The organism is Mucilaginibacter sp. (assembly GCF_041663085.1).
In the GTDB taxonomy this organism is placed as follows: Bacteria; Bacteroidota; Bacteroidia; order Sphingobacteriales; family Sphingobacteriaceae; genus Mucilaginibacter.
Genome location: NZ_JBAZRC010000047.1, coordinates 1 through 20,814, shown reverse-complemented (window position 1 = coordinate 20,814; position 20,814 = coordinate 1). Strand labels below are relative to the sequence as shown.

Genomic DNA, 20,814 nt, shown 5'->3' with positions numbered 1-20,814 from the left:
ACTTTTACGCCTAATGGGGATAAAGGGTTGCGTTTTAGGCTTGTTCTTCTTCTTCGAGCAGTTGTTTTTCGTATAACTCAAAATACGGGCCTTTCAGCTCCATTAAGCGGGCGTGGGTACCCTGTTCTATAATCTCGCCATTATCAAGCACCAAAATATTATCGGCATTTTTAATGGTAGATATACGGTGCGATATGATAATGCTGGTTTTACCCTGCATAATTCGGCCCAGGTTGCTCAATATCTCTTCCTCGGTGCGGGTATCAACCGCCGAAAGGCAATCGTCAAAAATTAGTACCTGTGGTTGTTTAACAATGGCCCGTGCAATGCTTACCCGTTGTTTTTGCCCGCCTGATAGGGTTACACCACGCTCGCCTATCAAGGTATCAAAACCGTGTTCCAGCTCAATAATGTTATTATAAACGGCAGCATCTTTAGCAGCCTGTTCAACACGTGGCATATCAAGCACATCGGCACTAAAGGCAATATTGTGCGATATTTTATCAGAGAAAAGAAAAACCTCCTGCGGTACAAAGCCTATTTGCGAACGGTAATTATCAAGGTTAAGGCTGGTGAGTGGTTTATCATCCACCAATATTTCGCCGCCGGTGGTATCATACATCCGCATAATTAAATTAGCGATGGTTGATTTTCCCGACCCTGTACGACCAATAACCGCCACCATTTCGCCCGGATTCACCTTAAAAGAGACTTTTTTCAGCGCCGTAATGCCCGTATCGGGGTAATTAAAGGTTACATTTCTGAATTCTATTTTACCATTTACGTTGTGCGGTGCTGCAATGGGTGATATGATCTCGGGTTGCTGGTGCAGAAACTCGTTGATGCGCTTTTGCGAAGCCGCAGCGCGCTGTATAAGTGAAGTTACCCAGCCCAGTGAAATAACCGGGAATGCCAGCATATTTAAATACACAATAAACTCGGCTATGTTACCGGCGGTGATATTGCCCTTCATTACTTCTACACCGCCTATGTAAATAGTGATCACGTTACTTAGGCCTATCAGCAACAGCATTGATGGGAAAAACAGGGCCTGTACTTTGGCCATAGCCATGCTTTGCGCTTTATAATCTTCACTTTCCCCGGCAAACTTTTCGCGTACAAAGTTCTCGCGTACGTACGATTTGATGACCCGGATGCCCGAGAAATTCTCCTGCACAAAGCTGGATAAAGCCGATAAACGTTTCTGGATCTGCTCGCTGCGAAACTCGATCACCGTATTTACATAAAATATAATAACGGCCAGTATAGGCAGCGGCAACACCGAAAACACGGCCAGCCTTACGTTTACCGTTAGCATGGCGTATATAACAAGTACAAATAATACAATCGTGTTAATGGTATACATAATGCCCGGCCCCAGGTACATACGCACACGGCTAACATCCTCGGTAACACGGTTCATCAAATCGCCGGTGTTGTGGCGGCGGTAAAAAGCAAGCGATAGCAACTGGTAGTGGGCGTAGATCTCGTTTTTCAGATCGTACTCAATATGCCGCGACATCAGGATAATGGTTTGCCGCATAAAAAACAGGAACAAACCCCTTAGCAGGGCCAGCACCAATACTAAAATGCCAAACAGCAACAGGCTGGACCCAAATATGTCATAAATAATTTGCTGCCTGTTAAAGCCCGAAAATAGTTGGTAAACGCCAATATTATCGGTAACCAGGTCAAAAGCCACACGGATAACTTGTGCAGGCAACACCCCAAAAATGTTTGATATAATTACAAACAGCACACCCGGCACCAGGCGCCAGCGGTATTTAATAAAGAATTTATTGAGGTATGCGAGGTCTTTCATGGTGAAGTTTCAAAAGTAAGGTAATGAAACCTATAATTCAAGTCGGCAAATTGTCACTTTACTATTTAACTCACCCGGTCATTGCTTCGCTCGACCACCCTCTCTTCGCTGCGCGGAAAGAGGGTAAGGCGGTTTTAATCCCCTCCCAAGGGAGGGAATAAGTGCGCATCTGTGTTAGGGATAGGAGCGGATACCGGCCATGAGGCTAAGGCCTGCGGGCGTATGAGCGGATAGCCCGGGCCGCAGGCAACACCCAAATAATCATTTCTTTATTGCTCAATTTTTCTCCCTTAGCTGTTAAATCAAAATACTAAACAAAAAAAATAAAAAGCCCCCCCCCGACCATTTTCACAAAACAGGGAAAACCTCCGTCACATATTTTTCATCTTTTGTTCATTATTGTTTCATGGCTAACTAAACTTTGTCACTATAAAAAAAACCTATACTTTTGCAGTGCTAAAAAAATAAGATTTGCCGCGTTCTAACATGTCCGATCAACAACCAACTGATAGTATTTTTGACCAGCTTAATGCTTTTGGGCATAAAAAGGTTGTGTTCTGCAACGATCCGGATACCGGTTTAAGAGGGATAATCGCTATACATGATACCACGCTTGGGCCTGCTTTTGGCAGCACACGCATGTGGAGCTACAAATCGGAAGCTGATGCTTTATACGATGTTTTGCGCCTTTCAAAAAGCATGACCTATAAGTGTGCTATTGCCGGGCTTAACATGGGTGGCGGCTATTCGGTGATCATTGGCGACTCTCGCAAGGATAAAACTGAAGCGATGATGCGCAAGTTTGGCCGCTTTGTAAAAAACCTTAACGGCGAGTTCATTACTTCTGAAGATGTTGGCACCAATCCGCGCGATATGGAGTACATCCGTATGGAAACCCAGCATGTAACCGGCATCCCCGAAAGTTTGGGTGGCAGCGGCGACCCATCGCCAATTGCGGCGAAAGGTGTGTTTATGGGTATTAAAGCAGCTGTAAAAGAGCTCTATGGTAACGATACCATAACCGGCCGCTCGGTAATTGTACAAGGCATAGGCCACGTGGGCGAAAACCTGGTAAAGCTGCTGCGCGATGAGAACGCCAAAGTTTACATTAGCGATATTAACGACGAGCGTACCCGCCAGGTATCAAAAAAATACGGTGCCGAGGCAGTATCCAATAATTCGATATTTGATATTGATGCCGATATTTATTCGCCTTGTGCGCTTGGGGCAACCATCAATACCGAAACCATTAAAAAGTTGAAATGCGGTATCATAGCCGGATCTGCTAATAACCAATTGCAAAATGAGCAGGAGCACGGCGAAATGCTGCTTGAAAAAGGCATCCTTTTTGCGCCCGATTACGTAATTAATGCAGGCGGTATCATCAACTGTTATTCGGAACTAATGGGTTTTAGCAAGAAACGCACCATGCAGCTTACCGAAAATATTTATGATGCCACCCGTAATGTTTTAAAACTTTCTAAGTTGGAAAATATTTCTACTACCGAGGCTGCAAACAAAATTGCCGAAAAACGTATTGCTGATATTAAAAAAGTAAAATCAACCTATTAAAATTTACATTACCCCGATAGGATCGGGGCATAAAATCGTTCTTACAAATGTTAAACAGAAGGCACCTTAGGGTAAAAGTGTTACAATCATTGTACGCTTACCACCAGTCAGACACTAAAGATATTAAAGCGCACGAGAAACACCTGCTGCATAGCATTGACCAGGTTTTTGAGATGTATATATGGATGCTGTCGCTGGTAAGCGAAGTTATTGAATATACATCGAGAGATGCGGAAGAAAGGGCCAATAAACACCGCCCTACTGACGAAGATAAAAACGTTAACCAAAAGATCCTGACCAACAGGTTCTATACTTCTCTGCAAGATAATAAGGAGTACTTACTTGCCGTAAGAAAATACAAGGTTGAGTGGTCGTTTGATCCTGAGCTTGCCAAATCGTTATTTACCACACTTAAAAACTCATCAGAGTATGCCGAATACCTGGCAAAAACAGATGATAACATACAAAGCGATAAAGACATTATTAAATTCATCTTTAAAAAGGTGATCCTTAAATCGTCATTAGCAGAGCAGGTTTTTGAGGATAAATTCATTTACTGGCCAACAGATCGCGAGGTGCTGCAGGCTTTGATAGCCAAAACCTTCAAAAACTTCTCATACGATGACGAGCCGCAGAAAAACCAGCTGGCAGAAATTAGCGGTAACTGGGTTGAAGACAGGGAATTTGTAGTGAACCTGTTTGAGCAAAGCATACGCCATGATGCCGAGTACCAGGAGTTGATAGCGCAAAAAACCCAAAACTGGGAGCCCGATCGTATAGCCATGATGGATACCCTACTGATGAAGATGGCTATTGTAGAATTTCTTAATTTTACATCCATCCCGGTTAAGGTTACCATTAATGAGTACCTGGAAATCTCGAAGGAATTTAGCACGCCTAAAAGTAATTCGTTTATAAACGGTATATTAGACAAGATTTTATTTGAGTTAAAAGCCCAGAATAAGGTTAAAAAAATAGGCAGGGGATTAATAGAATAACCAAAAAATGAAAAAGCTGTTTTTATGTACACTTGTTGCCGGTTTGCTTTTTACAGCCTGCAACCAATCAAGCCAAAGCACAACAGCTGCTACAGTTGCTGATGCGGGTAACGTAAGTGCAACCAATGCGCCGGTGATGAAGTTTGAAAAAGAAACCCACGATTTTGGTAAGATAAAAGAAGGCGATAAAGTAACTTATGCCTTTAAATTTACCAACACGGGGAAGTCGCCGCTAATAATTAAAGATGCGGTTGCAACCTGCGGTTGTACAAAGCCCGAATGGCCAAAAACACCCATACAACCCGGTGCCGACGGCGAAATAAAAGTAACTTTTAACAGCGCCACCAAAATGGGCCTGCAGGATAAACAAATAACAGTTACAGCCAACACCGTACCTGCACAATCAATGGTGCACTTAATTGGCGAAGTAACTACACCTAGCACTAAATAATTTAAATACAAATGATAGCAACAGTTTTATTACAGGCCGGCGGTGGCTTAGGTTACCAGCAATTAATAATGTTTGGTTTAATTGCGGTAGTGTTTTACTTTTTCATGATCCGCCCGCAAATGAAAAAACAAAAAGACCAAAAGAAATACGTTGACGAGCTGAAAAAAGGTGATAAAGTGGTAACTACAGCCGGTATACACGGTAAAATATATGAAGTTGCCGATACTACTTTTTTAATTGAGACTGAAGGCGGTGGCCGCATCCGTTTTGATAAATCGGCTGTATCGTTAGATGCTTCAAAAGCATTGAATACACCAGCACCTGCTGCTAAAAGCTAATTTTTAGCATAAAGCTTAAGGCTAAACGCCCGGGGCATAACAATATAATTAAGCGAAAGGCTTAAGGTGAAGCAAAAAGGGTGCCCTTAATGCTTTTACTTTCAGCTTTTCGCTTTGTGCTTTAAGCAAAAAACATGGCAATAATCAAATTATCAGCAATTGAACGCCGGCGGTTATCAGCCTTTGTTACCTGCCTGGTTTTTGCCATTTTTGCCTGGCTGTTTACTACGCTATCCAAGCCATACAAGTTTACCATTAAGCAGGTTGTAAGCTTCAGGAACGCGCCGCAAAAACGGGCGTTTCATCCCCTCCAGTCAGATACCGTGAATGCCATAGTACAGGGTACCGGCTGGCAAATGCTTTTCTCAAAGTTTAATGAGGATAAAAAGGTCATTAATGTTGACCTGCATACGCTCGAAACAAAAAATTATGTGGTACTAAGCAGCCAGCTAAAGCAAATAAACGCTAAAAAGGACGTAGAGCACGAGATAATCACTGTAACCCCGGATACCCTATTTTTTGATTTTAGCAGCCGTACGGTGAAGAGGGTGCCTATAGAATTGGTTACCGCTATAAAGTACCAAAAACAGTTTGCCCAATCAGATAAGGTAACCATAAAGCCCCGCTATGTTACCATAAGCGGCCCGGCAGAAGTGCTTGCCAGAATAACATCGTGGCGAACAGACTCCATTATTATGAATGGTGCTAATGAGGATTTTAATTCGCGGGTTAATGTGCAGGGAGTAAAAGAAGGTAACCTAAATGTGCTGCCAAAAAGCGTAATGGTTACCATCCCTATTGATGAGTACACCGAAAAAACCATAGAAGTGCCTGTAAAACTGGTAAATAATCACAATTACTATAATATAAAGGTTTTTCCGCAAAAAGTGAAGGTTACGTTTACCACATCGTTAGGAAGTTACCCCGACCTTAACGAGGATGATTTTGAAGCTGTTGCCGATCTGGACCTATGGCGGCATAATGGCTACAGCGTTTTGCCGGTTAAAATAACGCGCCAGCCATCGTACAGTAAAGTGGTGAAAATAATACCGCAGAATATTGATTTTATTATAAAAAAGTAATGTTTAAAGTAGGCATCACCGGTAATATAGGCAGTGGTAAAACAACCGTTTGCAAAATATTTGAAGTATTAGGCATCCCGGTTTTTTATGCTGACGACGCAGCCAAAGATGTGATGGTAACGGATACTGAATTGATTGCGGGTATAAAACAAGCGTTTGGGAACGAGGCTTATTTTGATGACGATACCCTTAATCGCAAGCATATTGCAGGCATAGTTTTTAATGATAAGGAGCAGCTTGCCAAATTAAATTCGTTGGTACATCCTGCTGTTTTCCGTGCCTTTGATCAATGGGTGCTCCACCAAAAAAAAGCGCCTTATGTATTAAAAGAAGCCGCTATATTATTTGAAAGCGGCTCCTATAAAAAGTGCGACAGGACTATAATGGTTACGGCACCTTTAGGCATCAGGATAAAACGTGTTACCACGCGCGACGGCATAACCGCCGATGAAGTGAAAAGCCGCAACGACCGGCAGTTCTCCGAAGAGAAGAAGCTGGCCCTGGCCGATGATGTAATTATTAATGACGATACACAGCTTGTAATACCGCAGGTGTTAAAACTGCATGAGTTGTACCTGTCGCTTGCCCAAACTAAATGATAATTGACGATTTTATTGCCTTTAATGCCAATGGCCTGTACTGCCGTTACGCCGATTTTTACCTGGACCCGCAGCAGCCGGTAACCAACGCAGTAATATCACACGCCCATGCCGACCATGCCGTAAGTGGCAATATTAACGTTTATGCTACCGAAGCTACCTACGCTTTTATGCAGCTACGTTACGGCAAAAGCGCTTCAAAAGTGAGCTATACTGTAGCGTATAACTTGCCGTTTAATATCGGCGATGTACAGATAACTTTTATCCCGGCAGGGCATATGCCCGGGTCAGCACAGGTTTTAATGATGTATAAAGGGGTAAGGTATTTATACACGGGAGATTATAAACTACAGCCGGATGCCACCTGCGAACCCATGGAGTTTGTAAAGGCCGATGTGTTGATCACAGAAAGCACCTTTGCCGACCCAACAACCGCGCACCCCGACCCGGTTGAGGAGATAAAAAAACTGAATGATATTAAAATAAACATCCTGCTGGGAGCATACAGCCTGGGTAAAAGTCAGCGATTGATCAGGATGATAAACGATTACGCGCCGCAGAAAAAGATACTGGTGCATCACCGTATTATGCCCATCAACGCCATTTATCAAAAAATGGGATTTGAACTGGGCGCACACCAGATGTATGGCCGTAAGCTGATGAAAGAGCAATTGGAATATGTATACATTGTGCCGCCTTTTACATTTGATAGTTATTTGCGGGCAACAGGGGTTAAGCGTTTGTTTGCCTCGGGCTGGAAAAACCTGCAGGTAAACGCGCAGGATACCTTGTTTATATCAGACCACGCCGATTGGGACGACATCATCAAAACTATTGAGCAAACCCAGCCACAGCAGGTATGGACGCTGCATGGGAATGGCACGCATTTAAAAAATTACTTTAATAATAATATTTTTGTGAAATTGCTGAGCTGATGTTGCAGGAGAACGTTGACTATTATATAAACGAGGACGGTAATTTTGTTTTCACGAAAGAATACCACTTAAAGCGTGGATACTGCTGTAAAAACAAATGCCTGCACTGCCCCTGGAGCAATGGGCGCGAGAAAGATACTGAACAAACAAACAAAAAATAAATAGGTTATATTTGCAGGATAATTAGATCATGGGAATAGAGGAAGACATAAAAAGCACGAATTTTGAAGATATTTACCATAAAGCGGTAATTAATCTGAATTATACGTACGGTTGGATGAACAACTATATGCGCCCGGAATTTGAGCGTTATAAGCTTACCCAACAACAATTTAATATCCTGCGGATTCTGCGTGGCCAATACCCCAAACCCGCCACCGTAAATTTATTGAAAGATAGGATGATCGACAAGATGTCGGACGCATCACGTATTGTTGACCGCCTGGTACAAAAAGGCCTCGTGTCGCGCTGTACCAACTCCCGCGACCGCCGCGCTGTTGATATCCGCATTAGCGATGAGGGTTTAGAGATCCTTAAAAAGATGGATGCCTGCTTTAAAACAAAAGACCTTTTTAAACAAAACCTTACCGAAGAAGAAGCCGCGCAACTAAGCGATTTGCTGGATAAGATGAGGGGATAAGGGAGAATCAAGACTGTTAGAATCAAGAGTCAAGAAGAAAGATATATCAGGTGTTTACGAAAGTAAGCGCCTTTTTTGTGTTTTCTTATTCCCTCCATTGGGAGGACAGAGAGGGGATTAATGAACTTTTCTCCGTCGCACTTCACTCACCCGGTCGTTGCTTCGCTCGACCACCCTCTCTTCGCCTGGCGGCGGAAAGAGGGATTAGCTCTTTTAATTTTTGCTTCACCCTCTTTGCGCAGCAGAGAGGGGCGACTAGCGCAGCTTAGTCGGGGTGAGTAGAATCGTAAACTATGCTCCAAACCCCGGCACTACCTTTCTAAAGCCAACCCCAAACAATATCCCCACCAAAGTGCCGTAAACAGCCCCGCCGGTAACATCCAACGGGTAGTGCACGCCTACATAAACCTGTGCAAAGCAAATAATGGCGGCCCAAAGTATAGTTGCGGGCAACACCCACTTCCATCGCTTAAAAAATATCCAGCTTAAAAACAGTGCTATGGCAAAGTGGTCGGTAGCGTGGGTGGATGGAAAACTATAACCCGTACCGCAGCCAACACGGGCTATATCGGTTTGAGCCGTAACCGGGTCTCGGCAGGGGCGCAGGCGGTTTACCTGCGGTTTGATAATGCTTGCACTGGTATAATCGGCAAAGCCAACAGCCATAGCCAAAAAAACGATGAGGATAGCCCCCTGTTTTTTATATCGCCAGATGCAAAAAACGATGATAAACAGGTAAAGCGGGATCCAGAATTTTGGGTTGCGCATCAGGGGCATCAGCCCATCGAAAAACGGGTTCGAAAGGTCGTGATTGATAAAGTAAAATAAATGCCGGTCAAAATTTAGCAGCGAATCAGGCATTGGCTTTATAGTGTAATACTTAGTGTTCTCAACAGCGGGTAAATATAGCTAATAAATTAACGCTTAAAAGTACGTGAATTTTACAATGCTATCGCTTAATATTCTTATTTTTGCGGCTTAACATCTATACGTTTTGACACTCATAAAATCAATTTCGGGCATCAGGGGTACCATAGGTGGTGCAGCCGGCGACGGACTAACCCCTTTGGATATTGTTAAATTTACATCTGCATACGGTAGCTGGGCGGTAAAACGTAGCGGCATCAAAAAGATAGTTTTGGGCCGCGACGCCCGCCTGTCAGGCAGTATGGTAAACAACCTGGTTATAGGTACACTGCAGGGTTTGGGTATTGATGTGATAGACTTAGGCCTGTCAACCACACCTACTGTTGAAGTTGCCGTGCCTGATGAAAAGGCTGCCGGTGGCATCATCCTTACCGCGAGCCATAACCCAAAACAATGGAACGCTTTAAAATTGCTGAACGAAAAAGGCGAATTTATTAGCGATGCCGATGGTAAAGAAGTTTTAGAGATTGCCGAGAACAGCGATTTTATATATGCTGATGTAAACGACCTGGGTAAAGTTATCAATGATGACAGCTACCTGCAAAAACACATTGATAAAATTTTGGCCCTGCCTTTAGTTAATGTAGAGGCTATTAAAAAAGCTAAGTTTAAAATAGCTATTGATTGTGTTAATTCAACCGGGGGGATATTTGTACCGGCTTTATTAAAAGCACTTGGTGTAGAGGTTATCCACGAGCTTTATTGCGAACCTGATGGTCATTTCCCGCACAATCCGGAGCCATTACCGGAGAACCTGGTAGCGCTGTCGCAAGAGGTTTTAAAGACCAAATCAGACCTGGGTATAGCTGTTGACCCTGATGTTGACCGCCTTTGCTTTGTTTGCGAGGATGGTAGCATGTTTGGCGAAGAATATACACTGGTTACCGTTGCCGATTATGTATTGCAGAATACAAAAGGTAATACGGTATCAAACCTGTCATCAACCCGTGCCCTTCGCGATGTTACCGAAAATGCCGGTGGCGAATACCACGCAGCAGCAGTAGGTGAGGTGAACGTAGTGAACAAAATGAAAGAAGTGAATGCCATTATTGGCGGTGAAGGCAATGGCGGGGTTATTTATCCCGAACTGCACTATGGCCGGGATGCTTTGGCAGGTATAGCCTTATTTTTAACCCACCTTGCTAATTATGGCAAACCGGTATCTGTTTTAAGGGCATCATACCCAAGCTACTTTATCTCTAAAAACAAAATTACGCTTACGCCAGAGATGGATATCGACGCGTTGTTGTTAAAGGTGGAAGAAAAATACCAGAAACAACCGCACTCTACTATTGATGGTTTAAAAATTGAGTTTGATAAACAATGGGTACACCTGCGCAGATCAAACACCGAGCCTATCATCCGCATCTATTCTGAAGGTGATTCAGAAACTGTTGCAGATAACCTGGCTAACAAGATAATAACAGATATAAAAGAAATACTGAATTTAAACGAGTAACATTCAAAGTCTTCGGGATTGGGGAATTCCGCTGGTTTAGCATGTTATTTTTACTGACCATAATTTATTAAAGAAACGATGCGAGTTTATTTCGACAACGCCGCTACAACCGCGCTTGATCCTGAAGTTTTAAAGGAGATGTACAAGGTAATGGAAAACCAGTTTGGTAATCCTTCATCTATTCACGCCCATGGGCGCGAAGTGCGTACATTGATTGAACGCTCACGCAAAACCATTGCCGGTTTGCTGCATACCTCGCCAGCCGAGATATTTTTTACCAGCGGTGGTACTGAGGCCGATAATACTGCCATCCGTTGCGGTATTGTTGATCATAAACTAACGCACGCTATTACTACCAAATTGGAGCACCACGCGGTTGTACATACGCTGCAGGCCATGGAAAAAGCAGGTGTAATTAAGTTAAGTTATGCCGATGTTGACAGTAAAGGCAACGTTGATTATGACCACCTGGAAACTTTACTCAAAACCAACGATCGCAGCTTTGTATCATTAATGCATGCCAATAATGAATTGGGTACGCTTACAGATATTGAGCGCGTAGGCGAGCTTTGCGAGGCCTATAACGCCTTGTATCATAGCGATACGGTACAGACTGTTGGCCACTACAAGCATGACCTTAGCAAACTTAAATTAAACTTTATGGTTTGCGCAGCGCATAAGCTGCATGGCCCAAAAGGGATAGGCTTTTTACACATCAACCATAAGGTTAAAATAAGCCCGATGATATACGGAGGTTCGCAGGAGCGTAATATGCGTGGCGGTACCGAGAACGTTTACGGCATTGCAGGCCTTGCAAAAGCGCTTGAAATGGCCTACGCCGATATGGATCAGCACCAAAACTATATACAAGGGTTAAAAAGCTACATGAAGGCACAGTTGGAGCAAAATGTACCAGGTGTAAACTTTAATGGCGAAACCGACCCTGCTAAAAGCTTATACACCGTACTGAATGTGTCCTTCCCTGAAATGGAGATGGCCGATATGTTGTTGTTTAACCTGGACATTGCCGGTATTTCGGCCTCAGGTGGCAGCGCGTGTAGTTCGGGTACTGACATTGGTTCGCATGTGTTAACTGCAATAGGCGCTAATCCAGACAGGCCATCGGTAAGGTTCTCCTTTTCTAAATACAACACAAAAGAAGAAGTGGACTATACAGTAGCCAAACTGCGTGAATTGTGTATGGTGAGCGCATAATTTGCTATAAGTTTCCAACTTGTTAAATTATGGCCTCGTTTTTGATTGTTTATTAATTAACAATTAAAAACTAAAAACCATGGAAAGCAACGAAAGAAACCCGGAGTACACTCCGAACTATAATCCAAACGAAAACCCTGAAGAACGCCAGTCAGATAACGAAGGCACAGGATACCGCAAGCAAAACGAGCAGGAACAACAGCAGGAGGGCAGCGATACATCATACAGCGAACAGACTGATGTAACCCCGCCAAATCAGCATGAATTCCCGGCAACAGGTGCAGCAACAAAAACAGATTTTACCAGCCGTAAACAAGGCCGTACAACAGGCCGTATGGTAGGGCATGAGCCGGGTACTGAAGGGATATAATTCAGATTTGTCATCCTGAGGAACGAAGGATCTATCGATTGCAAGGTTCGCCTGCATAGTTCATTATTAGATTCTTCACTACGTTCAGAATGACAATTAGGTTTTAAATAAAAAGGCCATTCGTAAAACTAACGAATGGCCTTTTTTGTGGAATATGTTTTTGATTAAGCCTCAGGCTCTTTTTTCTCTTCTTTAACCGGGGCAAGCATTTTTAGGAATGATGCCAGTTTCTCTTTCATTTCGCGGCGGTCAACTATAAAGTCAAGGAAGCCATGTTCCTGTACAAACTCCGCGGTTTGGAATCCTTTAGGCAGATCCTTCTTAATCGTTTCTTTAATAACCCTTGGGCCTGCAAAACCGATCAATGAACCTGGCTCGGCAATGTTAATATCGCCCAGCATAGCGTATGATGCGGTTACACCACCGGTAGTTGGGTCGGTTAATAATGATATGTAAGGTACTTTTGCCTGGCTCAATAGTGCAAGCTTTGCCGATGTTTTGGCCATCTGCATTAATGAAAATGCTGCCTCCATCATGCGCGCGCCGCCCGATTTTGAGATCATCAGGAAAGGGATCCTGTTAGCGATACTATGATCGATAGAGCGTGCTATCTTCTCGCCTACAACAGAACCCATCGAACCTCCAATAAAGTTAAAGTCCATACAAGCAATAACCAGCTCCTGCCCGTTCATTTTACCATGAGCAGCGCGTATAGCATCAGTTAAACCGGTTTTGGCTTTTGTTTCCTTTAGCCTGTCGGTATATTTTTTGGTATCAGTAAATTCTAACGGATCGCCTGAATGCAGGGTGGTAAACAGTTCGGTGAACTGGTTATCATCAAACAAAACAGAAAAATATTCTTTAGATCCAATGCGTAAATGGTAACCACAGTAGTGGCAAACGTATTGGTTTTCAACCTGTTCAGAGTAGTGTAAGGGTTTTTTACAGTTGGGGCATTTATTCCAGATGCCATCGGGGGCTTCCTTCTTCTCCTCAGTAGTCGTAATTATCCCTTTAATTTCTCGCTTAAACCACGCCATGTCTATTTCTAAGTCTTTCAAGTACTGCAAAGAAACAAAAAATATCACAACAAGTTTGTAAATGTTAACAGAAGTTGATGTTGCCTGATGTGATTATAAATGATAACTAAGTGTTAAATTAACACCATTGATTGCCTTTGATTGCACTTTTATGAACAATTATTAGCTTTTATACACGCTTTGCAGGCTAAAACTTTCACAATCATATAGGTAAAACCCATAATTTTTATAACTTCGAGCCCCAAACATACGCTCATGGATTTAAAAAATATTAAAGGTGTTCTGCATGGTGACCAAGTGCAGGAACTATTTGAAGCAGCTAAAAAACATCAGTTTGCTTTACCTGCCGTTAACGTTATCGGCACAAACACTATTAACGCGGTAATGGAAACAGCTGCGGCTGTTAAATCACCTGTTATTATTCAGTTATCAAATGGTGGCGCGCAGTTTTATGCGGGTAAATCATTAGATAACTCAAAACTACAGGCCTGCATTTTAGGTGGTGTATCTGCAGCTAAACATGTGCATTTATTAGCCGAGCATTATGGTGTTGCTGTAATTTTGCATACTGACCACGCCGCAAAAAAATTATTGCCGTGGATAGACGGTTTGTTAGAGTACGGTGAGAAATTTTTTGCTGAAACAGGCAAACCGTTGTTCTCATCACACATGCTGGATCTTTCTGAAGAGCCTATCGAAGAAAATATTGAAATATCTGCTAAATACCTGGAGCGCATGGCCAAAATGGGCATGACTGTTGAAATTGAGCTTGGTGTAACCGGCGGCGAAGAAGACGGTGTTGATAACTCTGATGTAGATAGCTCACGTTTATATACCCAGCCCGAGGAGGTTGCTTACGCTTACGAAGAACTTTCAAAAGTTAGCCACCGTTTTACCATTGCCGCTGCATTTGGTAACGTACATGGTGTGTACAAACCGGGTAATGTTAAATTACAGCCGGTTATCTTACACAACTCACAAGAGTTTTTGAAAGAGAAACATAACCTTACTGCCGAGAAACCTATCAACTTTGTATTTCACGGTGGTTCGGGCTCGAGCCAGGAAGAAATTCGCGAAGCGATATCTTACGGTGCTATAAAAATGAACATTGATACCGATATGCAGTTTGCATTTTGGGAAGGTATAAGAGATTACTACCAGGCAAAAGAAGGCTATTTGCAAACGCAAATTGGCAGCCCTGATGGTGACGATTCTCCGAACAAAAAATATTACGACCCACGCGTTTGGTTACGTAAAGCAGAAGAAAGCTTTGTTAAAAGGCTAACCGAAGCTTTTGGCGATCTGAACTGTATCGACGTAAACAGCAAACTATAGTTAATAAAACTATCAGGAATAAAAAACCGCCCTTGTGATAAACATTGGCGGTTTTTTTAGGTTGTTATGTAAATTTATCAACCATGGCAAAAAAGAAAAAGAACTTATTTGAGAATTTTGCGAACTGGGCAACAGCCGCTACCGGCAGCTCGGCAGCTTTTATTATTGCTATGTCCACTATCGTGGTATGGCTGGTTACAGGGCCGGTGTTTAAATATTCTGATACCTGGCAGCTGATCATCAATACAGGTACCACCATTGTTACCTTTTTAATGGTGTTCCTGATCCAAAAATCGCAGAATAAAGATTCGAAGGCCATTCACCTAAAACTTAATGAAATATTGGCATCTCACCAGGGTGCCAGCAACCGCATGGTTGATATTGAAAATTTAACCGAAAAAGAGCTTGACCAGCTGCATAAATTCTACGTACGTTTGTCTGAACTGGCCGAAAAGGAAGATGATCTGACCTGCACGCACTCGATAGATGCTGCTGACGATAATCATGAAACTAAGCAATCGGGCTATAAATCAAAACCGCATTATCAACATGCCTTCAAAAATAGAAGTAAAGCAAGTAAGTAACCCTGCCGACCTGGAAAAAGTGTTTGCCATAAGGCATGAAGTTTTTGTTAATGAACAAAACTGCCCGCCCGAACTGGAAAGGGCTAACGAAGAAGAAGCTACTCATTATTTAGTTACGGTTGATGGTGAGCCTGCCGGGGCATCGCGCTGGCGCAAAACCAACGACGGTTATAAGCTGGAGCGTTTTGCAGTACTTTCAAAATTTAGAGGCCATGGAGTAGGGCAGGCGCTTGTAAAAGCCGTACTGGCCGATCTTCCTGCCGGTGCTGATTATGTTTATCTTAACTCGCAGCTACAGGCGGTTACGCTTTATGAAAAATTTGGCTTTGAGAAAACCGGGCCGCAATTTGAAGAAGCGGGTATACAACATTTTAAAATGGTAAAAAACCAAATTTAAAATTAAAATGGCTTTATATAGGTTTTGAAAAGCAATAATATTTTATTTAATTTGCCTTAATCGAAATAATATTCTGTATTGTTTTAAATTAAGGCATGAATAAATTAGACTTCAAGATCGCTTTTCGCACGTTTTTAAAAGGCAAGTGGTATAATATTTTAAATATTACCGGCTTGGCTTTAGGTTTGGCGGCATTTATTTTCGTCACCCTATATGTTGATCATGAAACCAGTTATGATCAATGGAACAAAAACTATGGCCGTGTTTTTTTAGTTGAAAGAGAAATGCCGAATGGCCCGTCTCCATATACCCCGGGCCCGCTAGCCGCCGCCATCAAAAGCCAATGCCCCGAAGTTGAAGAAACAGGAAGAACGAATACAGCTGTGTTTCAAATTCCGTTTTACACATCATCCGGCAGGTTTATGATAAAAAAATGGGTTGGTGCCGATTACTCCATAGCCAAAATATTAGGTATTCAGCCTAAAGGGTTTAAGTTAAACCCCAACAGCGCTTTACCCACTACGCTGCTATCAACCGAAACATCTGATGTTCTTTTCCCGGGCCACGGGGCTGTTATCAACAAAACCGTAAATATGATCTCAAAGTCGGGGATGCCGTTTACCGTTGCCGGGGTGGTAGAGGAGGTGCCGGGTAACACTAATTTTAAATTTGATTGCATCGGGTTTTCCGGAGATATCACTTCAGGTAAAGATCAGAGCTATGCAAGCCGCATCTATCAAACCTATTTATTGGTAAAATCCAACACAGATATCGATTTGCTTTCCAAAAAAATTGATCAGATATATAAAAAGGCAGCACTGGCAGATACCAGCCAGGTGGCCAGGGAGGCCATAAGCCAGTCGGGTGCACCAGCTATCTATTTAGATCCCTTAAAAAACCTTCATTTAAAACCGCACTACGGCTCGCATGTAAGTAACCAAATAGTGCAGGGCCTGATGATACTGGCCATTATTATATTGATTGTAACCGGTGTTAATTTCACCAACCTTTATATTTCGCAGGCTAACAGGCGTTCAAAAGAAGTTGGGATTAAAAAGGTGAACGGCATCATGAAAAGAAAAATAGTGTTTCAATTTATGCTGGAGATATTTATTCAATGTATTGTTGCGCTTATTGTGGCTTTTGGTATCGTACTTATCGGCTTACCTTATTGTAACCGGTTATTAAGGGTCGACCTGTTGATCTCGGGCATTAATTTCACCATAATAAGCCAGCTGCTGCTTACATTAATAGCACTTACCCTGGTAGCGGGGGTTTACCCGGCGTTGGTGATGGCAGGCTTTAAACCGGCTGATGTATTGCGGGGAGATCAGTTTTCTAATGGCGGGAAGTTTTCATGGGTAAGGAGTTCTATAACCGTGCTTCAGTTTACTTTTGCCATTGTTTTTGTGATAAGCATGGTTGTTATTAACCAGCAGGTTACCTTTATGAAAACCGAAGATGCCGGTTTTACCGCTAAGCAGGTTGTGTATATAGATAACCTCGGGATCTACAACAGCCCTCAAAAATTTGAAGCGGTACGCACCCGGATAAAGGCTATACCGGGGGTGAAAAATGTTACGGTGGTTTCTAATGTGCCGGGCGGTATCATCCCTGTTTCTAACGAATATACGGTGCAAGGTAAGGCGCTGGCCATGAACTCCATCGCCGTTGACTACGAGTATTTTGAAACTTTAAATATCAGGTTGAAAGAAGGCCGTGTGTTCTCTTCGGGTTTCCCGGCAGATTCTGTAAGTGTGGTGATCAATGAGGCAGCAGCAAAGGCTATGGATTTAAAATACCCCATTGGTACAGCCATAAATGGCTGCGGTGGCAGGTATAAAATTGTAGGCGTTACCAGGGATGTAAAAGCTTATGGGTTTGAAGAGAATATCCAGCCAACCATCTACTTAATGAATGCTAATTGTGGATTATCAAAAACGCAAATTATGATAAGTGCCGAAAACAAGGCCATGCCAGCAATGCTTACCACCCTAAGCCATCAATGGAGCAACATCAATAAACTTGACGGGGATAATTTAAACTATCATTTTTTAGATGAATTGTACGGGCAGCTTTTTATAAAGCAGGAACAATTGCAAACGGTGCTTGTCTTTTTTTCGGCTTTGGCTATATTTATTGCATCGCTTGGCTTCTTTTCTTCGGCGGCATATGCCATCCGTTTGCGGATGAAAGAAATAGCGATCAGGAAAGTATTTGGCGCAAGGGGAGAACAGTTAATGGTGGTTTTAGGTAAGCCGTTCTTCTATATTGTTTTAATGGCAAACCTTATTGCATGGCCGGTTTCTTTTATCATTTCAAATAAATGGTTAGAAACCTTTGCCTACCGGGTAAATATTTCCGTTATCCCATTTGCAATCGCTTTGGTTATTTCGATAGCCATAGTTGTTATTACCGTGTGTTTGCAAATTGTTAGAGCTGTAAAATTCAACCCGGCAATTAAATTGAAGGTATAGGGTTTAACTAAAGACCTTTACGGAATAATCCATCGCCTCGCTTAATTTATCCAAATTAAGCCCCAGGTCGATGTTTTGGTGCAGCAGGTATGCTATCAGGTTTTCTGTAGCAATGTTGCCCGTAAGCTCATCTTTAGCCATCGGACAGCCCCCATACCCTTTTAAGGCTACGTCAAATTTCTTACAGCCACTTTCGTATGCCGCCGCTACCTTTTCCTGCCAGGTATCAGGGGTAGAATGCAGGTGTAAACCAAACTCAGTTATTTCTGATAAGTTGGTTAGGGCAGGGTACAGGCTGATGATCTGTTCGGGGCTGGCAACGCCAACGGTGTCTGACAAGGCGATATGTCCAATCCCTTCATCTATCATTTTTTGCGCCCAGTGCTGTACTATTTCGTTGCTCCACTCATCGCCATAAGGGTTACCAAAACCCATGCTAAGGTAAATAAGCAATTCCTTGTCCTTAGTAACGCACAACTCATTTATACGCTTTACATTATCAAATGCCTGCTCAATGGTGGTATTGGTATTACGCAGCTGGAAGGTCTCTGAGATAGAAAATGGATATCCCAGGTAAGTGATCTCATCATGGCTAACGGCATCCTCAGCGCCACGGTAATTGGCTATAATAGCTAATAACTTTGATCGGGTATTGCTTAAGTCGAGTTTGCTTAGAACTTCGGCAGTATCGCGCATTTGCGGGATGGCCTTTGGCGATACAAAGCTCCCGAAATCAATAGTATCAAAACCCACCTGTAAAAGCAGGTTGATGTATGCTGCTTTTACATCCGTAGGTACAAAATCATGCAGGCCCTGCATAGCATCGCGCGGGCATTCGGTTATTCTGATATGTTCGGCCATTTGGTTAGTCTGGTTTAGAAACCTGCGCGTCTTTTTCCACAAGCTCTTCGCGCTCAAAGTTACGAATTATAAGCCTGCTGCCGCCATTATACGTAACATAGCTGGCCACCCAGTTAATAAATACAATAACACGATTGCGGCCTCCCATAAGCGATATCAGGTGTACAAACATCCATATAAGCCATGCAAAAAATCCCTGGAACTTCAATTTGCCCAAATCAGCAATAGCTTTGTTACGGCCTATGGTTGCCAAAGATCCCTTGTCGTTATATTTAAAGGGCACCGTTGGTTCGCCTTTTATCAATTTATAGATGTTTTTACCCGTGGTTTCGCCCATTTGTATGGCAACCTGCGCTACACCGGGGTGGCCTTTAGGGGTTTCATCGGTTATCATGGCGGCCACATCACCAATGGCAAATATGTTATTGCTGCCCACCACACGGCAAATGGTATCTGTTTTAATGCGGTTACCTCGCTCAATGGCGTCTTTCGATACACCATCGGGCACCACACCCATCACACCGGCCGACCAGATTACGTTTTTGGTTAAGATGCTTTTGCCGCCTTCAAACTTTATCTCGTTACCATCGTAGCTTTCTACTTTAACATTCAGCAATACCTCAACGCCCATTTTATGCAGAAAATCTTCGGCAGCTTTTGAGCCCTCGTCAGAGAAAGGGCCTAATACCTTTGGTAAAAAGTCTACCAGGTAAACCTTCATCTCGTCTTTCGATAATTCCGGATAGTCTTTATTCAGCACGTGGTTTCGTAATTCGGCTAAGGCACCTGCAAGCTCTACACCAGTTGGGCCGGCGCCTACCAGTACAAATGCCAGGTAGGGTGCCCGTTCTTCTTTAGAGGGCTTTAAAATGGCCTCCTCCAGGTTCTGTAGCACCATGTAGCGCAGGTTCAACGCCTCGGGGATAGATTTCATGGGCATGGCGTAATGCTCAATCTCTTTATTGCCAAAAAAGTTGGTTGTCGATCCGGTAGCTATTACCAGGTAATCGTAAGGTATTTCGCCTACACTGGTAATCACGCTATTCCGGTCTGTATCTATCCGGCTAACCTCAGCATGCCTGAACCGAAGGTTTTTTTGCCCGTCAAAATTTTTACGTAACGAGAAAGCTATCGACTCGGCCTCTAAGCTACCCGTTGCCACCTGGTAAAGCAAAGGCTGAAAGGTGTGATAGTTGTGTTTATCAATAAGTACAACTTCAACCGGTTTATCTGCAAGTTGCTTGGCTACCTGCAGGCCGCCAAAGCCGCCGCCTATAATAACTACTGTTGGGAATTTCGATTGATCAGTGGGGTTCATGAGCAATTTGTTTGTTGTTTAAACCTAAACGTGGTAGTTGTAAAACAAAAAAGGCTCCAAATGTTCTTTGGAGCCTTTAAAATATGTGAGAGATATGTTTTATCTCAGGTCTTTCTTTCCAAAGTCGATGATAACCGGTGTGGCTACGCATATCGACGAATAAGTACCAAAAATAACACCTATTAGCAATGCGAATGAGAAACCGCGGATAACATCACCACCAAAGATGAATAATATCACCAATATCAATACCACAGTAAATGCAGTAATAATGGTACGGCTTAACGTATTGTTAATTGCGTGGTTAATAACCTCTTTAGGGTCATCAGTTTTAGCATGGTGCAGTTCAAGGAACTCGCGGATACGATCAAACACAACTACCGTATCGTTAATA

General features: G+C 43.0%; 22 protein-coding genes. 16 read left to right on the top strand and 6 right to left on the bottom strand.

Going from position 1 to position 20,814, the window contains the following annotated elements:
• Window positions 1-34: 34 nt before the first annotated feature.
• Window positions 35-1,822: an ABC transporter ATP-binding protein gene (locus WC615_RS10895; protein WP_372978129.1), complete on the bottom strand. Its 1,788-nt coding sequence runs from the start codon at window positions 1,820-1,822 to the stop codon at window positions 35-37.
• A 486-nt stretch (window positions 1,823-2,308) separates the two neighbouring features.
• On the opposite strand from WC615_RS10895, the gene WC615_RS10890 reads away from it, so the two are divergent.
• The 9 genes from WC615_RS10890 to WC615_RS10850 all read left to right on the top strand — a co-directional run bounded on the left by WC615_RS10890 (window position 2,309) and on the right by WC615_RS10850 (window position 8,437).
• Window positions 2,309-3,394 carry a Glu/Leu/Phe/Val dehydrogenase gene (locus WC615_RS10890; RefSeq protein WP_372978128.1) on the top strand — a complete coding sequence of 362 codons (1,086 nt, stop codon included), beginning with the start codon at window positions 2,309-2,311 and terminating at the stop codon, window positions 3,392-3,394.
• Window positions 3,395-3,441: 47 nt separating this feature from the next.
• A complete protein-coding gene (gene nusB / locus WC615_RS10885; RefSeq protein ID WP_372978127.1) occupies window positions 3,442-4,392 on the top strand; it encodes a transcription antitermination factor NusB in 951 nt (316 codons plus the stop codon).
• A gap of 7 nt (window positions 4,393-4,399) precedes the next feature.
• Window positions 4,400-4,843 carry a DUF1573 domain-containing protein gene (locus tag WC615_RS10880; RefSeq protein WP_372978126.1) on the top strand — a complete coding sequence of 148 codons (444 nt, stop codon included), beginning with the start codon at window positions 4,400-4,402 and terminating at the stop codon, window positions 4,841-4,843.
• Window positions 4,844-4,854: 11 nt separating this feature from the next.
• Entirely contained in the window at window positions 4,855-5,181 is a 327-nt protein-coding gene (gene yajC, locus WC615_RS10875; RefSeq protein ID WP_372978125.1) for a preprotein translocase subunit YajC, read from the top strand.
• A 134-nt stretch (window positions 5,182-5,315) separates the two neighbouring features.
• The gene (locus WC615_RS10870) at window positions 5,316-6,263 is read left to right on the top strand and encodes a YbbR-like domain-containing protein (protein ID WP_372978124.1); all 948 of its coding nucleotides are present in this window, start codon (window positions 5,316-5,318) and stop codon (window positions 6,261-6,263) included.
• Window positions 6,263-6,862, top strand: a complete 600-nt coding sequence (gene coaE, locus WC615_RS10865) for a dephospho-CoA kinase (protein ID WP_372978123.1) — start codon at window positions 6,263-6,265, stop codon at window positions 6,860-6,862. The genes WC615_RS10870 and coaE overlap by 1 nt, the downstream gene beginning before the upstream one ends.
• Complete coding sequence (locus WC615_RS10860; protein WP_372978122.1) at window positions 6,859-7,797, top strand: MBL fold metallo-hydrolase; 939 nt, start codon at window positions 6,859-6,861, stop codon at window positions 7,795-7,797. Before coaE ends, WC615_RS10860 begins: the two co-directional genes overlap by 4 nt.
• Window positions 7,797-7,958, top strand: a complete 162-nt coding sequence (locus tag WC615_RS10855; RefSeq protein WP_372978121.1) for a DUF5522 domain-containing protein — start codon at window positions 7,797-7,799, stop codon at window positions 7,956-7,958. Before WC615_RS10860 ends, WC615_RS10855 begins: the two co-directional genes overlap by 1 nt.
• Before the next feature lie 29 nt (window positions 7,959-7,987).
• Window positions 7,988-8,437 (top strand): MarR family winged helix-turn-helix transcriptional regulator, encoded by a 450-nt coding sequence (locus WC615_RS10850; RefSeq protein WP_191176174.1) that lies wholly within the window; start codon window positions 7,988-7,990, stop codon window positions 8,435-8,437.
• A 291-nt stretch (window positions 8,438-8,728) separates the two neighbouring features.
• On the opposite strand, the gene WC615_RS10845 is transcribed toward WC615_RS10850, so the two are convergent.
• On the bottom strand, window positions 8,729-9,298 hold the full coding sequence (locus WC615_RS10845) for a phosphatase PAP2 family protein (protein ID WP_372978120.1): 570 nt from the start codon (window positions 9,296-9,298) through the stop codon (window positions 8,729-8,731).
• A 133-nt stretch (window positions 9,299-9,431) separates the two neighbouring features.
• Between WC615_RS10845 and glmM the strand changes: the two genes are divergently transcribed.
• From glmM to WC615_RS10830, 3 genes are all read left to right on the top strand, one after another.
• A complete protein-coding gene (gene glmM, locus WC615_RS10840; RefSeq protein ID WP_372978119.1) occupies window positions 9,432-10,823 on the top strand; it encodes a phosphoglucosamine mutase in 1,392 nt (463 codons plus the stop codon).
• Window positions 10,824-10,901: 78 nt separating this feature from the next.
• A complete protein-coding gene (locus tag WC615_RS10835; RefSeq protein WP_372978118.1) occupies window positions 10,902-12,038 on the top strand; it encodes a cysteine desulfurase family protein in 1,137 nt (378 codons plus the stop codon).
• Between the two features lie 79 nt (window positions 12,039-12,117).
• Window positions 12,118-12,408, top strand: coding sequence for a hypothetical protein (locus WC615_RS10830; RefSeq protein WP_372978117.1), 291 nt, complete (start codon window positions 12,118-12,120; stop codon window positions 12,406-12,408).
• A 164-nt stretch (window positions 12,409-12,572) separates the two neighbouring features.
• On the opposite strand, the gene accD is transcribed toward WC615_RS10830, so the two are convergent.
• Complete coding sequence (gene accD / locus WC615_RS10825) at window positions 12,573-13,448, bottom strand: acetyl-CoA carboxylase, carboxyltransferase subunit beta (protein ID WP_372978134.1); 876 nt, start codon at window positions 13,446-13,448, stop codon at window positions 12,573-12,575.
• A 255-nt stretch (window positions 13,449-13,703) separates the two neighbouring features.
• Here accD and fbaA point away from each other — a divergent pair, with 255 nt between their 5' ends.
• The 4 genes from fbaA to WC615_RS10805 all read left to right on the top strand — a co-directional run bounded on the left by fbaA (window position 13,704) and on the right by WC615_RS10805 (window position 18,241).
• Window positions 13,704-14,783 (top strand): class II fructose-bisphosphate aldolase, encoded by a 1,080-nt coding sequence (fbaA, locus tag WC615_RS10820; protein WP_372978116.1) that lies wholly within the window; start codon window positions 13,704-13,706, stop codon window positions 14,781-14,783.
• A gap of 83 nt (window positions 14,784-14,866) precedes the next feature.
• The gene (locus WC615_RS10815) at window positions 14,867-15,367 is read left to right on the top strand and encodes a low affinity iron permease family protein (protein ID WP_372978115.1); all 501 of its coding nucleotides are present in this window, start codon (window positions 14,867-14,869) and stop codon (window positions 15,365-15,367) included.
• Window positions 15,333-15,764 (top strand): GNAT family N-acetyltransferase, encoded by a 432-nt coding sequence (locus WC615_RS10810; RefSeq protein ID WP_372978114.1) that lies wholly within the window; start codon window positions 15,333-15,335, stop codon window positions 15,762-15,764. The genes WC615_RS10815 and WC615_RS10810 overlap by 35 nt, the downstream gene beginning before the upstream one ends.
• Window positions 15,765-15,859: 95 nt before the next feature.
• Window positions 15,860-18,241, top strand: coding sequence for an ABC transporter permease (locus WC615_RS10805; RefSeq protein ID WP_372978113.1), 2,382 nt, complete (start codon window positions 15,860-15,862; stop codon window positions 18,239-18,241).
• A 3-nt stretch (window positions 18,242-18,244) separates the two neighbouring features.
• On the opposite strand, the gene WC615_RS10800 is transcribed toward WC615_RS10805, so the two are convergent.
• The 3 genes from WC615_RS10800 to WC615_RS10790 form a co-directional block, all read right to left on the bottom strand.
• On the bottom strand, window positions 18,245-19,102 hold the full coding sequence (locus WC615_RS10800) for a hydroxymethylglutaryl-CoA lyase (protein WP_372978112.1): 858 nt from the start codon (window positions 19,100-19,102) through the stop codon (window positions 18,245-18,247).
• Between the two features lie 4 nt (window positions 19,103-19,106).
• Entirely contained in the window at window positions 19,107-20,420 is a 1,314-nt protein-coding gene (locus tag WC615_RS10795; RefSeq protein ID WP_372978111.1) for an NAD(P)/FAD-dependent oxidoreductase, read from the bottom strand.
• A 99-nt stretch (window positions 20,421-20,519) separates the two neighbouring features.
• Window positions 20,520-20,814, bottom strand: a 295-nt coding sequence (locus WC615_RS10790; RefSeq protein WP_372978110.1) for a hypothetical protein, incomplete at its 5' end; no start/stop codon positions are given.